Source organism: Coprothermobacter sp., from assembly GCA_013824685.1.
Taxonomy (GTDB): domain Bacteria; phylum Caldisericota; class Caldisericia; order Cryosericales; family Cryosericaceae; genus Cryosericum.
The window spans coordinates 16,524-30,802 of record PNOG01000023.1; the positions used below are offsets into that span (position 1 = coordinate 16,524).

At 59.4% G+C, this 14,279-nt stretch carries 17 protein-coding genes; 14 read left to right on the forward strand and 3 right to left on the reverse strand.

Annotated features, from left to right (window positions below; genetic code table 11):
- Positions 1 to 13: 13 nt before the first annotated feature.
- The 7 genes from C0398_07585 (at position 14) to C0398_07615 (ending at position 4,713) form a co-directional block, all read left to right on the forward strand.
- Positions 14 to 409 carry a hypothetical protein gene (locus C0398_07585; protein MBA4365839.1) on the forward strand — a complete coding sequence of 132 codons (396 nt, stop codon included), beginning with the start codon at positions 14 to 16 and terminating at the stop codon, positions 407 to 409.
- A 59-nt stretch (positions 410 to 468) separates the two neighbouring features.
- On the forward strand, positions 469 to 759 hold the full coding sequence (locus C0398_07590) for an AbrB family transcriptional regulator (protein MBA4365840.1): 291 nt from the start codon (positions 469 to 471) through the stop codon (positions 757 to 759).
- A complete protein-coding gene (locus C0398_07595) occupies positions 756 to 1,586 on the forward strand; it encodes an arsenite S-adenosylmethyltransferase (protein ID MBA4365841.1) in 831 nt (276 codons plus the stop codon). Before C0398_07590 ends, C0398_07595 begins: the two co-directional genes overlap by 4 nt.
- Positions 1,587 to 1,732: 146 nt before the next feature.
- Positions 1,733 to 2,512, forward strand: coding sequence for a hypothetical protein (locus C0398_07600; protein ID MBA4365842.1), 780 nt, complete (start codon positions 1,733 to 1,735; stop codon positions 2,510 to 2,512).
- 208 nt (positions 2,513 to 2,720) lie between these two features.
- The gene (locus tag C0398_07605) at positions 2,721 to 3,479 is read left to right on the forward strand and encodes a hypothetical protein (protein MBA4365843.1); all 759 of its coding nucleotides are present in this window, start codon (positions 2,721 to 2,723) and stop codon (positions 3,477 to 3,479) included.
- Between the two features lie 192 nt (positions 3,480 to 3,671).
- On the forward strand, positions 3,672 to 4,139 hold the full coding sequence (locus tag C0398_07610; protein ID MBA4365844.1) for a hypothetical protein: 468 nt from the start codon (positions 3,672 to 3,674) through the stop codon (positions 4,137 to 4,139).
- 112 nt (positions 4,140 to 4,251) lie between these two features.
- Complete coding sequence (locus C0398_07615; protein MBA4365845.1) at positions 4,252 to 4,713, forward strand: hypothetical protein; 462 nt, start codon at positions 4,252 to 4,254, stop codon at positions 4,711 to 4,713.
- 66 nt (positions 4,714 to 4,779) lie between these two features.
- Here the strand turns inward: C0398_07615 and C0398_07620 are convergent, their stop codons facing one another.
- Positions 4,780 to 4,968, reverse strand: coding sequence for a hypothetical protein (locus tag C0398_07620; GenBank protein ID MBA4365846.1), 189 nt, complete (start codon positions 4,966 to 4,968; stop codon positions 4,780 to 4,782).
- Between the two features lie 255 nt (positions 4,969 to 5,223).
- On the opposite strand from C0398_07620, the gene C0398_07625 reads away from it, so the two are divergent.
- The 5 genes from C0398_07625 to C0398_07645 all read left to right on the forward strand — a co-directional run bounded on the left by C0398_07625 (position 5,224) and on the right by C0398_07645 (position 8,916).
- The gene (locus tag C0398_07625; GenBank protein ID MBA4365847.1) at positions 5,224 to 5,844 is read left to right on the forward strand and encodes a hypothetical protein; all 621 of its coding nucleotides are present in this window, start codon (positions 5,224 to 5,226) and stop codon (positions 5,842 to 5,844) included.
- A gap of 118 nt (positions 5,845 to 5,962) precedes the next feature.
- A complete protein-coding gene (locus C0398_07630) occupies positions 5,963 to 6,355 on the forward strand; it encodes a hypothetical protein (GenBank protein MBA4365848.1) in 393 nt (130 codons plus the stop codon).
- Between the two features lie 27 nt (positions 6,356 to 6,382).
- A complete protein-coding gene (locus C0398_07635) occupies positions 6,383 to 6,811 on the forward strand; it encodes a hypothetical protein (protein MBA4365849.1) in 429 nt (142 codons plus the stop codon).
- A gap of 90 nt (positions 6,812 to 6,901) precedes the next feature.
- A complete protein-coding gene (locus tag C0398_07640) occupies positions 6,902 to 8,161 on the forward strand; it encodes a hypothetical protein (protein MBA4365850.1) in 1,260 nt (419 codons plus the stop codon).
- A 161-nt stretch (positions 8,162 to 8,322) separates the two neighbouring features.
- Positions 8,323 to 8,916, forward strand: coding sequence for a hypothetical protein (locus C0398_07645; protein MBA4365851.1), 594 nt, complete (start codon positions 8,323 to 8,325; stop codon positions 8,914 to 8,916).
- 10 nt (positions 8,917 to 8,926) lie between these two features.
- Here C0398_07645 and C0398_07650 read toward each other — a convergent pair whose 3' ends face one another.
- Together C0398_07650 and C0398_07655 are read right to left on the reverse strand one after the other, a co-directional pair.
- On the reverse strand, positions 8,927 to 9,577 hold the full coding sequence (locus C0398_07650; protein ID MBA4365852.1) for a hypothetical protein: 651 nt from the start codon (positions 9,575 to 9,577) through the stop codon (positions 8,927 to 8,929).
- 133 nt (positions 9,578 to 9,710) lie between these two features.
- Entirely contained in the window at positions 9,711 to 10,304 is a 594-nt protein-coding gene (locus C0398_07655) for a hypothetical protein (GenBank protein ID MBA4365853.1), read from the reverse strand.
- A gap of 590 nt (positions 10,305 to 10,894) precedes the next feature.
- Here C0398_07655 and C0398_07660 point away from each other — a divergent pair.
- Both C0398_07660 and C0398_07665 read left to right on the forward strand, forming a co-directional pair.
- Positions 10,895 to 13,501 carry a hypothetical protein gene (locus C0398_07660; GenBank protein ID MBA4365854.1) on the forward strand — a complete coding sequence of 869 codons (2,607 nt, stop codon included), beginning with the start codon at positions 10,895 to 10,897 and terminating at the stop codon, positions 13,499 to 13,501.
- A gap of 291 nt (positions 13,502 to 13,792) precedes the next feature.
- Positions 13,793 to 14,257, forward strand: a complete 465-nt coding sequence (locus C0398_07665; protein MBA4365855.1) for a YbhB/YbcL family Raf kinase inhibitor-like protein — start codon at positions 13,793 to 13,795, stop codon at positions 14,255 to 14,257.
- Positions 14,258 to 14,279: the final 22 nt, after the last annotated feature.

Sequence of the window (14,279 nt, forward strand, 5' to 3'; positions counted from 1 at the left end):
CATTCCTGCCTCCATGATGGCGCCGTGTGGCATGGACTGCGGCATCTGTCTCGCCCACCTGCGCGACAGGAACCGCTGTGCCGGGTGCCTAGCCGAAGAGGGGCCGAAGCAGAAGCACTGCCTGGTCTGCAGTATCAAGACGTGCGCCTTGAGGAGTGAGGGAGCCACCTTCTGCTTCGACTGCACCAAGTATCCGTGCCGAAGACTCCGACAGCTGGACCTGCGCTATCGGACCAAGTATGGCATGAGCATGCTGGAGAACCTGGATCGCATCCGCGAGCTGGGACTGAAACAGTTCATGGTCATCGAGAACACCCGTTGGGTCTGCCCGTCGTGCGGCAGCCCCATCTGCGTCCATGACCGGCGCTGCTACACGTGTGGCGTTCAGTACGAGCGGACGGTGTCTTGACAGGAACTCAGTCCTATCCACAATATCAGTAACAACTGATTATACGGATAGGAGGTATCATGGCAGACAACAAGCAGAAACAGCATTGCTGCACACCATCGACAGCCGAATGCTGCAAGGTGGAATCCGTCGTTACGATCGACGAGCGCGGGCAGATGATTCTTCCCAAGGACCTGCGGGAGAAGGTCGGCCTTGTGGCGGGCGACAAGCTGGTGATCGCAACCTCCATGAACAACGGAAAGCTGGGCTTCCTGATGATGTTCAGGGCAGATGATTTTGGTGACATGGTCAAGGGTGTCGTAGGGCCTGTGATGCGAGCCGTCTGGATGGACGACAAGGAGGAGAAATGAGTGAACTTCCTGTCGACAAGAAGATCAAGGAGATCGTCAAGGACAAGTACGGGAAGATAGCGACGGGCTCGGGATGTGGATGTGGCTCAGGATGCCGCCCCATGCCCGACGAAGCCGTCGGCGACATCAGCAAGGGCCTGGGGTACTCTGACGCGGACCTCGCAGCGGTTCCCGAGGGTGCAAACCTGGGTCTCGGCTGTGGCAATCCTCTCGCCTTCTCGGCCCTCAAAGAAGGGGATGTTGTCCTTGATCTGGGATCCGGCGCCGGGTTCGACAGCTTCCTTGCCGCACGAAAAGTCGGCAAGACCGGCAAGGTCATCGGCGTGGACATGACGCCGGAGATGATCGCCAAGGCGACAGCCAACGCGAAGGCCGGCGGGTACGACAATGTGGAGTTCCTGCTGGGGGACATCGAGGCACTGCCGCTGCTCGACAACTCGGTCGACGTGGCCATCTCGAACTGCGTGATCAACCTGGTCCCGGACAAGGAAAAGGTGTTCAGGGAACTCTACAGGGTCCTGCGACCCGGCGGCCGGTTCATGGTCTCCGACCTGGTGCTCCTGAAGGAATTGCCGGAGCGGGTGCGGACGTCGGTGGAGGCCTATGTCGGGTGTGTCGCGGGGGCCATCCTCAAAGACCAGTACCTGGCAGTCATACGGGGCGCCGGATTCGAGGACGTGCGTATCGTCGACGAGTCCAGCGCAGCCGTGCAGGTAGAGGATCAGCACGGGCGTCGGCTGACAGAACAGGACGACCCCCGTATCGAGGACCTGGTCCAGTCGATCGCAAGCATCAAGGTCCATGGCGTCAAGAGAATGACAGGTTGATGTAGTTCGGTGACTGATGCTTGCCGTTGTTCCAGGCACTTGTTGAGTATCAAGGGTCAGGTTTCGGGAACTCGGGGGACGGTCATGCGTCCTATAAATGACGACGGAAATCAGTTCGTCGAACATGAGAGCAGGGAGACCTGCCAATGCACTACAGGAGGTATGCCATGAAGAAGAGATTTGCGTTTGTTGCACTGCAGTCCATCGCCATCGTGGCCATTGCGGCTGTCATCGCCTTTTCGCCCGCCCTTGCGGCAAGGCAGTCCGTCAAGGCTGAAACATCGCTGACCATTCCGACACCGACCGTCAGCGTGCTTGGCACCGGCAAGGTCACAGTCAAGCCAACCATCGCACGCATCAACTTCGGCGTCTTCACCCACAACGACACGGCAAATGGCGCCCAGACCGCGAACGACGCTATCGTGGCCAAGATCACTGCTGCCCTCAAGGCCGCAGGCATCAGCGAAGAGGACATCCAGACCACCGGATATAGCCTTCAGCCGAGATGGGTATGGGACAAGACCAATGAGAAGAACATCCAGAACGGCTACGACATGAACCACGGCATGATGGTCACGGTTCATGCGATCAAGGATGCCGGCAAGATCGTCAGCCTGATCGCCGACAATGGTGCCAACACGGTCGACGGCATCTCCTTCGACGTCGACGATGCGACACTCGAGCAGACCAAGCTCGCCGCCCTCAACCTCGCCATGGCCAGCGCTCGCAAGAGAGCGGACGTCGTCGCCAAGGCAGCCGGCAAGACCATCCTGTCGGTTCAGACGGTCAACGTGAATGAGAACTCCTATACACCGTACCCGATGTACAAGGCGGCCGACATGGCAATCTCAGGATCCGGCGCAGCCCCAGTCGAAGCAGGGACTCTCGACGTTCTGATCAGCGTCAGCGTCACCTACGTGTTCTAGAATCAACAAGATTTTGTCCCAACGAACCCCCGCTTCGTGCGGGGGTTTTGCGTTGCGCGGGAAGGATGGATGCGACCCGCCGGGGCGCAAAACTTCACCGACAACGGGAACTCTGACGCAACTGCAACGTCCTAGCAATGAACACGAACCACGACTTGCCGAACGAAGGCAGGCACACATCCTACTTGTGTAGTACAGGAGGTATACCATGAAGAAGAGATTTGCATTTCTTGCACTGCAGTCCATCGCCATCGTGGCCATTGCGGCCGTCATCGCCTTTTCGCCGGCCCTTGCCGCAAGACAGTCTGTCAAGGCTGACACGACGACCACCGTTCCAACACCATCAGTCAGCGTGACCGGCACCGGCAAGATCACGGTCAAGCCAACCATTGCGCGCATCAACTTCGGCGTCTTCACCAGCAAGGAGACATCCAGCGCTGCGCAGACTGAGAACGACGCCATCATGGTCAAGATCACCGCTGCCCTCAAGGCCGCCGGCATCAAGGATGAGGATATCCAGACCACCGGATACAGCCTTCAGCCCAGGTACGAGTGGAACAAGGAAACCGAGAAGTCTGTCCTTGTCGGCTACGACATGAACCACACCATGATGGTCATCGTCCACACTATCAAGGACGCCGGCAAGATCGTCAGCCTGATCGCCGACAATGGCGCCAACGTGGTCAACGGCATCTCCTTCGATGTTGACGATGCAACGCTCGAACAGACCAGGCTCGCCGCCCTCGACCTCGCCATGACCAGCGCCCGCAAGAGAGCGGACGTCGTCGCCAAGGCAGCCGGCAAGACCATCCTGTCCGTCCAGACGGTCAACGTGAATGAGAATACCTATTCTCCGAACGCGATCTACAGGAGCGACATGGCGATGGCCAAGGAAAGCGCACCAGCCCCTGTGGAAGCCGGAACCATGGACATCCTAATCAGCGTCAGCGTCATCTATCTGTTCTAGAATCCCCAGCAGACCGTCCTGAAGAAAACCCCCGCCTCGTGCGGGGGTTTTTGCTATGAACCTGTCCGCCGGACATGCACATAACCCCTGACACGACACAGCAATGCATTCTGCGGTTCAGGGTTTCTTGTCTTGCACAGAACCCTTGACGACATAGACTATGCAGTAGAAGGAGCGACCAGGAGGCAGGAGATGGCGACATGGCTGTTTCGGGGCAACCCGAAGGACTTCGACCTCAACGCGTACTTGCAGGTGCACCGCGACATCCGGTGGTACGTCCACCAGCAACTGCTGATCCCCGAGATGCACCTGGGCGATCCCGTCTACATCTGGCGATCGGATGGCGGTTCCCCCGGAACGGGAGGAATCGTGGCTCATGGGATCTTGTCCGGCCCGGCTGTCGTGCGCCCTGACAGCAACTTCGTCACCTGGCTGCGCAAGAAGCCCGACGTCTCCATCCCAACGGTCCTCATCAGGCTGGACGACGTCCGCCTGACGCCCCGCTCCGGTTGCCTGCTCAGGTCAGAGATCCTGCAGGACGCCATCCTGCGGAACTTGCACGCCATCGGCATGCCCAGCGTGACCAACTACAAGCTGACCGCGGTCGAAGACGCGCGCCTGGCCCAGGTATGGGAGGGGCGGAGGTTGCGCGACCTGTAGCGACTGCCGGAGGGTCAGTCGGTCAACCATGCTGACAGGAATTCAACTCCTCTCTTGATGAATACGAGCAACGGCGTACAGTACTGTCAGGAACGGACATGGGAGGTACGACATGGCGACTTGGCTGTTTCAGGGGAGTCCCAAAGACTTTCCCGCCTTCGATGACTATCTTCGCAACTACGCCGAGATTTCGTGGCATGTGCGGCAGAAGCGCGCCGCGGAAGATATATACCCGGACGATGAGGTGTACATCTGGCGCCTGGACGGCAACCGGCCGGGAACGGGTGGCATCGTCGCGCACGGGATTCTAATGACCGAGGCTCGGGTCATCCCGGACGAGGGCAAGAAAGGGTGGGTGAGTCACCAGCCGGGACCAACGGTCCCTTCGGTCGACATCACCCTCGACAATGTTCGTCTGACCCCTGAGGAAGGATGCCTGACACGAGCGGCCCTGTTGCAGGATGCGGTACTGTGGAACATGCACGTCATCCAGTCACCGCACCTCACCAACTACAAGCTGACCCCTGAAGAAGAGGAGCGGATCGCCACGCTCTGGCGCGCCGCGAAGCGGTAGGGGCATCCTCGCTGTCGCAGCAAGGCACCCCTCCGGCATTGCTGCCGGCCAGGACAGTCTGGACTTCTAGCGAGGTTTCTGGGCGTTGAAGTCTGTGTCGATGACGGAGACCCTGCCCGTCCACCTGTTGATGACGTATTCACGTCCATCCACGTTCGGGACCCGCTCATACCCAGGGCGGTTGGCCAAGGCGACCGATACGAGTCCGACGAGCGTGCCGATTGCCAGCATCAAAGGTTTTCCTATGTTCATCATGAGATCATCCTCCAGCGTGCTGCCTGTGCAGGACCATGTGGTCCTCACCTATCAAGACGTACTGCGTGCTCACTTGGTTCCCGGCCAGGCCCCATGGACAACGTCCACGAGTCATGCCCAGTCACCTGGCATACGTCCCTGGCGAGTCCTGGTTACATCCTCATCTCTGTATGGCCTATACTGTGACAGGCAGTCTGTTGTACGGGGATGCCCGTCACCTAAGATGACAGCACGACATCTCGATGAGGAGGAACCATGAGCCAGCAACCATCCACACTTGGCGGTACGACGACGACGCGACCGACAGAGGTCCGGCTGAGACCACCTATAGGGCAACTGCAGGGCAGGCCTGCATTATTCGACCCGACCCAGATCGCCGGCGCCGCCGCCTATGCCATCCTGCTGTACCTCGGCATCCTCTACGGATTCACTCTGGTGCCTGGGACCTCTGGCATGGCTCCCCGTGTCCAGAGCACTATCGCACTTATCGGCAGTCTGTTGCTGACGGGCATCGTGTTTGGCGTGATGGCCGTCCTGCGTGACCGTCTGGCGCGCCGCCCGCTCGCGGAAGCTCCCGAACAGATCATCAGGCTGGATGACGCCCTGCGATGGTTGGTTCCTGCCGACCTCATGCAGTCATATGCCGGCCCCATGACCATGCTTCGCCTTAACCTGCTGGACCTGCTGACCACTGCAGACAGCGCACAGCAGAGGGTCCCCGCAGCCGCGTATGCAGCATGGCCCACCCCGCTCGACCACCTGGCGGCAGCCACGTTCACTGCGTACTATGGCATCCCAAGTCCCGACGTCGAGCCGTTCGTGTCCCAGGATGTCATGGAACTGGGACGGTACCTCGCGGAGCGCCACCAAGCCTGACTGTACAGATTCTTCAGAGCATCGGACCACGTGACGTGGAATCCACAATGTGATAGAATAAGAAAGCACAATCGTTACGGCGCCACAACGGACCGACGTGGCAAGGGGGATGACATCTATGGAACTCAACAAGGAACGAGGCCCGATCTACTCGAGATATGACCGTGACCGGTCAACCAACTATAGTGCGGTTATTGACTATGCCGCACCCCCGCTGACCAGGGAAGAGATTGAGTTCATGATGGCCCACAAGATCACGCCGACCGAGGCCGAACCGGGCGACATACGGACCCACGGCGCCAACAGGTACCAGCAAGCTGAAACGCCGCTTCCTGCTTTTCTGCAATTACTGACGAGCTCCATGGCACAGCGGACTCCAAGCCAGACCGCGAGTCTCCTGAACCGGAATGCGCGCAAGAATCAGGCACAGAGCAAGGCAGCCCTGATCGGCATCATCATCTGGGTGCTGTTTATTGTCGCCGCCATGCTGATCAGCGTCCTCGGGCGCTAGCGGGCAGACAGTCCCGGGAACTCTGCTATGCTACTCTCCTGGCTGCTCTCCGATACCTGGTTGATGTCCGTTCCCGCACGCGTGGTGGACGTCCTGCTGATGACGGTCACGCTGTGGCTGGCTTCACGGTGGTGCTGCAGCAAACAGCAGGCTTTTGGCAAAGCTCTGCTTGTCTCCAGCCTCAACGGAGTTCTCGGCATCGGACTGTATGCGCTGTTCGTATGGGTGCGCGATACGGGCGCACTGCCCTGGCGTGGTCCGCTGTGGCTCGTCGAGATGTTCCTCGTCGCTCAGACCGTGCTGTTCGCCGTCCTCATCCTCGTCGCCTACCGACGTGATCGGTGGCGTTCCATCAACGTGGCTCTCGTCGCTCTCACTCTGACGGGTATCATCGAGGCAGGCCTCATCCTGCTTCTGTCCGTTCTGGCACCTCACACCTCGGGCTTGCAGCGCTGACAGTATTCGTTTGCCGACTTCCGGGACGAAGAGGGCCCGTGAAACCGGCGCCCAGACGGTCCTGCTGAACAACGACATGGGAGGTATGGGGTGAACACGGAAACGCTCGCCAATTCAGCCACGGAACGCGACAAGCCCAACATGGCCATCAAGACGAGGTGGACAGTCCCCCTGGCCGGCTTTCTGCTTGGCCTCATGGGTGGGCTTTCTTACACATGGGGCGTCTACGTAGATCCGTTGGCTGACCGCTTTGACTGGACCAGCGCTGCGGCGATGCTCCCGTTCACGGTATTCATGGTCGTCTTCGCTATCGCCATGGTCCCCGCCGGCAGACTCCAGGACAGACTGGGGCCTCGACGGATCGCCAGTGCCGGAGCCCTGCTCTTCTTCGCCGCGTATGGTCTCGCGGCACTCGTTGGGCGCTTCCCCTTTGTCTGGTGGCTGACCGTGAGCTACGGGGTCCTGGGCGGGATTGCCTGCGGGTTGACCTACGCCTGCGTTGCTCCTCCTGTACGCAAGTGGTTTCCCGATCGCCCTGCCTTCGCGGTTTCCACAAGTGTCATGGGTTTTGGTTTGGCCGCCCTGGTGTTCGCTCCGTTCAAGGCAGCCGTCCTCATCCCCCGTTTCGGCATCGAAGGCACACTCCTGATGAGCGCTCTCATGACCAGCATTGTCTCACTCGTTGCTGCAAGCATGCTGCGGAATCCTCCAGTTGGGTATGCAGTTCCGGTCACCAAGTCCACCATGGCTTTCCAGGCTCCTCGTGACCTTGCTCCGCGTGACATGACACGCAGTCCCATCTTCTGGCTGCTGTGGACCGCGCTTGCCCTGGTAGTGGCTGGCGGACTGACGAGCGTAGGGCTTATCCCTTCGTATGGCAAGCTGGTCTTACAGTTGACACCTGCCAGCGCCGCCATCGCAACATCAGTGTTCGCCGGGTTCAACGGGTTCGGAAGGCCCCTCGCTGGGTATCTCGGCGATCGGTTTGGCAGTGTTCGAGTCATGATCGTGACATGCGTCATACAGGCAATCACCTTCCTCTTGTTCACAACACTAGCCGTCGACCGTGGAACACTGTACATGACCTCGGCTTTCCTCGGCTGGGGCTTCGCTGCTACGCTGGCGCTGTTCCCGACCATGACATCCAACTCCTTCGGCACTCGACATCTCGGTGTGAACTATGGGCTTGTGTTCACTGCGTTTGGCGTCGGGGCGCTGGCCCCCACTGTCGGCGCTACGGTCTTCGACGTGACGGGCAGCTACATGCCGGTATTTGCATCTGCCGGAGTCCTGGCAGTCCTGGCGCTGGTTGTGTTCGTCGTCCTCAACAGGAGATTTCATCTGAGATGACCCTGCAACCCCGCCCGCAGCAGAACCCTGTGGACATCTTTGGGCGGCTCAGGAGCATGCTCAAGGAGTACCGGGGGGCCGTTGCGTCCGCCCGACATCGGGATAAACTGAACTCAGCATATTTGCCGTTCTCCGGAACCGGCGAGCGAAAAGGGGAGTGAATGATGGCCAGTGCCTTTCAACTTCTGTGGTCCGGATACGTGTTTCTGTTCGATCTACGCGTCTGGGGATTCGACGTCCTGCCTGACGTTCTTGGATATCTGCTGATAGCCGCCGGCCTGAGGCGTGTCAGCCACCTGAACGACCGCTTCGCCAAGGCGGCCCGCCTGGCGCCCATCGCCGCACTGGTCTCGCTTGCGGACTTCTATGAGCCTGTAAGAAGCGGCGCCAGCGCCCTGATGCTGACCGGTCCTTCGTTCAGGACACCTGTCGGCGCAGTGCTCACAGTCGCCGGCATTGGTGTTATCGCCCTCAACTTGCTGATGACCTGGCACCTGATTGGAGGTCTCCTTCAGCTTGCTCTTGACCGGCGAGACGACGAAATCGCAGACCGATCCACGACCCTGTGGCCCGAGTACAAAGGCGTTCATATCCTGCTGATGATCGTCTGGCCGCTGGCAGCACTGGTTCCCGCAGTGGGATGGCTCGCCCCGCTTGCCCAGCTCTCGGTGGGGATCGTCGCTTACCTCAGTATGATGGTTTTCCTGCGGCAGGCGCGACACGCTTTCGGCGAGTCGACAGGGAAAGCCGGCTGACGCTCGTGCTCTAGGGTATGCGCCGCGGGCGGAACGCCCGATTGGCCCAGGAGAGCGCCTCACGGTCGCTGACCTGGTGGAAATCCTGGTAGAACTGACCTACAGCCATGAGCCATTCGGCAGCGTGAACTGCGACGACGCGGTATCCACGCTCGGTCAGCTGACGCATCACTTCGCAGTCGACGACAGGCGTACCGACCGTCGGCAAGCCGCCCATACCGGTCACGACGTCCAGGGCCGCGATCATAGTCGCTCCCGTGGCAATGCCGTCGTCCACGACCAGCACACGCGCACCCCGTTCCCAAGTCTGAGGAATATAGCGCTCAAACAGTTCTGCGTAGAGGACGAGGCGCTCCTTCTCGAATCCAATCTCGGCCTCGAGGTGCTCGCGCTTTTCGTGGGCTGATTCCGGGGAGAGAACCGTGGCAAATTCGCCGTTCCCGGCGTACCCGAGAGCCCCCACGGCAAGTTCGCGGTTCGCGTCGGCACGAATCTTGCGGATGAGCAGGACGCCAAACGGCAGGCCGAGCTCCTGAGCGACGACAGACCCAACGACGACACCGCCGCGTGGAATCCCACAGCAAAGGTCGAAGGTCAACCCTTGGTCCCGAATCTCACTTGCCAGCTTGGCTCCCGCTTCTTCTCGCGACAGGAAGACCATCGTGTTCCTCCTACTGGGTCATGCTCAACCGTATAGGAATCTCCGCTGACATCAGCATGACAGAACGAGGAATTTGGTCAACATCCCTGGCCAGACGACAGCCGAACCCTCAGGGAAACTGTGTCCGAGAGCTTCAGACCTCGAGATACCAGACGATAGCGGTCTCGTCCTCGCTGCCCGGCGTGGCCTGCAGGTAGAGACGGTCGAATCCACCGATGACGAAGCCGTAGTCACGGTAGAACATGCATGCCGTCACGTGGACGTCCTGTGTTTCTGCGCGCAGCCAGTGCAGTCCCCGGGCAAGAGCCCATGCCTTGACAGTATTCATGAGCGACGTCGCGATGCCGTGATGGCGATGGCCATGCTCAACGCGCAGCCCCCAGACACGTGCCATGTTGTTGTGGTCTTGCTGGACACACACCTGACCTGTCAGCTTCTCTCCGACAAACGCGAGATAGACGGCCGCGTCATCTCTGCCGAGATAGGCACAGTCGGGACGGCTGGTCTCTGCCTTCTCATAGGGACGCTGGACGGAATCGACGTCGAAGTCATAGGTGTCACCACACATGGAAACCTTGACACGCGCCTTCACGGCGAAATTGCTGCGGAGCCCGTCCACGTAGCCGGCCATGTCCGGTGTCGCCCGTACGATCCGTATGTCGAGACCGGCCATGTTATTCACGCCCACATCATACACGAACGCCACGCCAAAGCGGGAAGCCGGCATTCACAACCACGCCTTCGTGTCGCCAGACATGCATCATTTCCTCTCGTCTGGCTCTTCGAGCAGCCGTTCGTGGAAGCGGGCTTCATAGTCATTGTTTTTCGGGCCGTATGCAACCTTCCGGCACCAACTGGGATATCATAGTGGAAGGGAGAGTGCGTCGATACGAAGGGGTGGCGCTACAAACAATGAGCTCTGGACAGTTGTCGCGCGTGTCCGCTCAGGAAAGGAACAGCGTTTGACGAACTGTTTCATCTGATTGTCTGGCAACTACAGCGATTTCAAGTGGTGAACGGGGACTGCTTCGTTGCATGCTTCGCAAGGGAGGCAATGCATTACAAGCGAGGATCGAAGATTTGGTGGAGTCTTGGTTCACCAGACACGCCTTCTACGTCATCACCACAAACAGCCTCCCCACAGTGGGGAGTCCGTCCCCGCTTCAACTGGTCACAATCTGCACTAGGCCTTCCATAGCAGGCGACACTCGATAGTAGTCTGCAGGTTCCGGTCATACCAACGTCTGTGTGGGCTGATGCCCACGCGCGTCGCCATCATCCTCGATGCGGGCGACACAAGTTCCAGAGGAGTAACACATGAGAAAAGTTCTCGCAACACTTGTTGCACTATCCTTACTTATGTCCATGTTCACCGGTGTCTTCGCATCCGTGCTCGACACAAGCGCAGCTGGTCCAGCAGCAGTCAGTCTTGGAACAGCGGGCAATTTCGCGATTCTGACCAAAACAGGAATCTCAACAACTGGGACCACCCACGTGACTGGAGATATTGGAGTGAGTCCAGCCGCGGCGAGTACCATAACCGGATTTGCTTTAGTAGCTGACGCTGCGAATGTATTCTCGACATCATCTCTGGTGACCGGCAAAGTATATGCAGCCGACTATGCTCCCCCTACTCCAGCCAATATGACCACGGCTGTCTCCAATATGGAAGCTGCATACACTGCTGCTGCCGGGCGAACACCAGGAGTTGGTCCCTTCTTGAATATCGGAGGCGGCACTGTCGCCGGTCAAACCCTTGTCCCCGGCGTCTACACCTGGGGTTCCAATGTGACGATAACCACGGATCTCACCCTCTCGGGTGGCGCGAATGATGTCTGGGTCTTCCAGATAACGGGGACTCTCGACATTGCGACCGGCAAGCGGATCCTCCTGGTCGGCGGCGCCCAGGCCAAGAACATCTTCTGGCAGGTTGCCGATGCTGTGACCCTTAAGCCGGGCTCACACATTGAGGGGATCATATTGGCCAAGACGAACATTGCGATGCAAAACGGAGCAACACTCAACGGCAGGGCACTTGCGCAGACCGCAGTTACGCTCATTGCTACTACCGTTTCAGCTCCTGCGTCAGCCCCTGCGCCGGTCGTTGCCGATGTCGCCATTACCAAGACGGCCAATAGCGCTACGCCTCACGTTGGCACACAGGTGAGCTTCACCGTTACCGTCACCAATAACGGTTCGGACACCGCAACCGGCGTGGTGGTAACTGACAGTCTTCCAGTTGGTCTGACATATGTCTCGTCCACAGCTTCGCAAGGAACGTACGTTGGGTCTACATGGACAGCAGGAACACTGGCGAGTGGTGGACACGCGACACTGGAGATGCTGGCTGCAGTCGTTCAGGCAGGTAACCTCACCAACACTGCCGTGGCTTCAAGCGTGACTGCGGATGCCAACCTTGCCAACAACACGGCCTCGGTCACTGTCAACGCACAGGCCGAACTTCCGACGCCGCGAGCAGACCTGGTCGTGACAAAGGGCGTCAGCAACCAGGCTCCTCTTGTTGGAGCGCAGATCGTTTTCACCGTCCGCATACAGAACGCTGGACCCGACACTGCCACGAACGTCGTGGTGAATGATGCGCTTCCCAACGGGCTCACATTCGTATCATTCTCAGCTACGCAGGGATTGTATGTGTCCAGTACCGGCATCTGGACCGTCGGAACTCTGGCTAACGGCCAGACAGCCACACTCACGATGACCACCCTCGTCCAGATGGCAGCCAATCGGACCAATACCGCTGTGGGCAGTTCAACGGTGACAGATCCCAACCTCTCAAACAACACGGCGAGCGTGGCTCTGAATCCAATTGCGCCACCACTCGGACTGCACCTCAATCCACTCGCTCTCCCGCTCCAGATCTGCCGCCAAAGTGAGATCGTGGTCGATGAAAGCTGGACCGGTGGCACGGCTCCGTTCACCTGGACAGTCAACTTCGGTGATGGGACGCCAGTAGTCACAGGCTCATCAACGGACCGGCGACTGGTCGTTCGTCACCTGTACGCAGTTGATGGTTTATACGCGATCAGCGTCACGGTCACCGATTCCCCTGGGAAAACGGGCTCTGTCGCTCAAACACTGACAGCCGTCAACTGCAACGTGCCCCAAGAGGTGTACCACCACACGTTCGTCGTCGGCTATCCGGACGGAATGTTCAAACCGGAACGTAACGTCTCCAGGGCAGAAGTCGCTACGGCACTGTCCCGTGCGCTTGGACTCGGCTGGTCCAACACCAACCCTTCCTACCCGGACGTCCCTGCGACCCACTGGGCATCGGGGTACATTCAGATCATGACTGCCGAAGGCATCATGGAAGGCGACGCCTCAGGAACGTTCAGACCTGATGCATTCATCACCCGCGCCGAGGCAGCCGCTGTCCTCCTGCGGATGCTGAAGGTCGAACCATTTCACAACCTGTTGGTCTCCTCCTTCAGGGACGTCCCTGCAACCAACTGGGCACTTGGGTACATTGAGTCCATGCAAAAGTACGGGCTCATCACCGGTTATCCGGACGGGACCTACAAGCCGGACGCTCATATCCTTCGTTCAGAGTTCACCGCAATCGCCGACCGTGCACTCGGCCGTGAGATCAGTACGTCTTCGCAGGTGACCGGACTGAGTGGAGACATCCGCTATCCGGACGTCCCTGCGACTCACTGGGCGTACCTCTACATCCTCGAAGCTTCGACCCCACACACGGTGGAACAGGCAAACCGCCTCAACCGTACCATTGTCCTCAAGTCGAAGACTATCCCGCTCTTCTCTGACGGCACGTCACCCGTCACCATCCGCAAGGTGGGAGACATCCTGACTGCCATCGTTCCAGTCGACGGGCTGCGCCCGGATAGAACTGCCCCGGCTGCTCGCAAGGTGACCGTGGTCGTTACCATCAAGCTGGCGCCGTAACGCTCGGAGAACCCTGACTGCGGCAGAACGCAGAGATAAACATAAGGCCTCGGCGGACAACCGCCGGGGCCTTTGTGCTGGGCATTGCCCTTCGCGGGGCACGATGTATACTTGCAGACAGAAGCCCGGTCACTCATCATTCGGGTGGACCGCAAGGGCTGGAGCTGCAATGCGCGAGGCAGATGATTGGTGAGAAGGACATCAAGACTGGTTCTGATATGTACGCTCGTCATCCTGACTGCATGGAGCGCGGGATGTCGAGCAAGAACGACTGACATGCAGGAGGTACCCATGGGAATCACCATCACGAGTAGTACGTTTTCGGCCGGCACGTCCATCCCCGTCAAGTTCACGGGGCAGGGCATGAACATTTCGCCAAACCTCGCATGGAGCGGAGCCCCGGCAGGCCTCAAAAGCTACGTCCTGGTCTGTGATGACCCGGACGCCCCCAGCGGGACCTGGGTTCACTGGACCATGTGGAATATTCCTCCGTCCACGACGAGTCTACCGGAGGGAGCGGCTTCAGACGCAATGCCGGCGGACGGGTCTGTCCAGGGTGTCACCAGCTCAGGACGCAGTGGCTACAACGGGCCGATGCCCCCGAAGGGAAACGCCCATCACTACTACTTCCGGATGTACGCTCTGGATACGTTGCTGAATCTGGACGCGTCCGCCTCGCGGGCACAACTGGATAGCGCGATGCAAGGGCACGTCCTCTCCCAGGGGCAGCTGATGGGAACGTATCAGCGGCAATAGCAGACACGATCGACCCTGACAG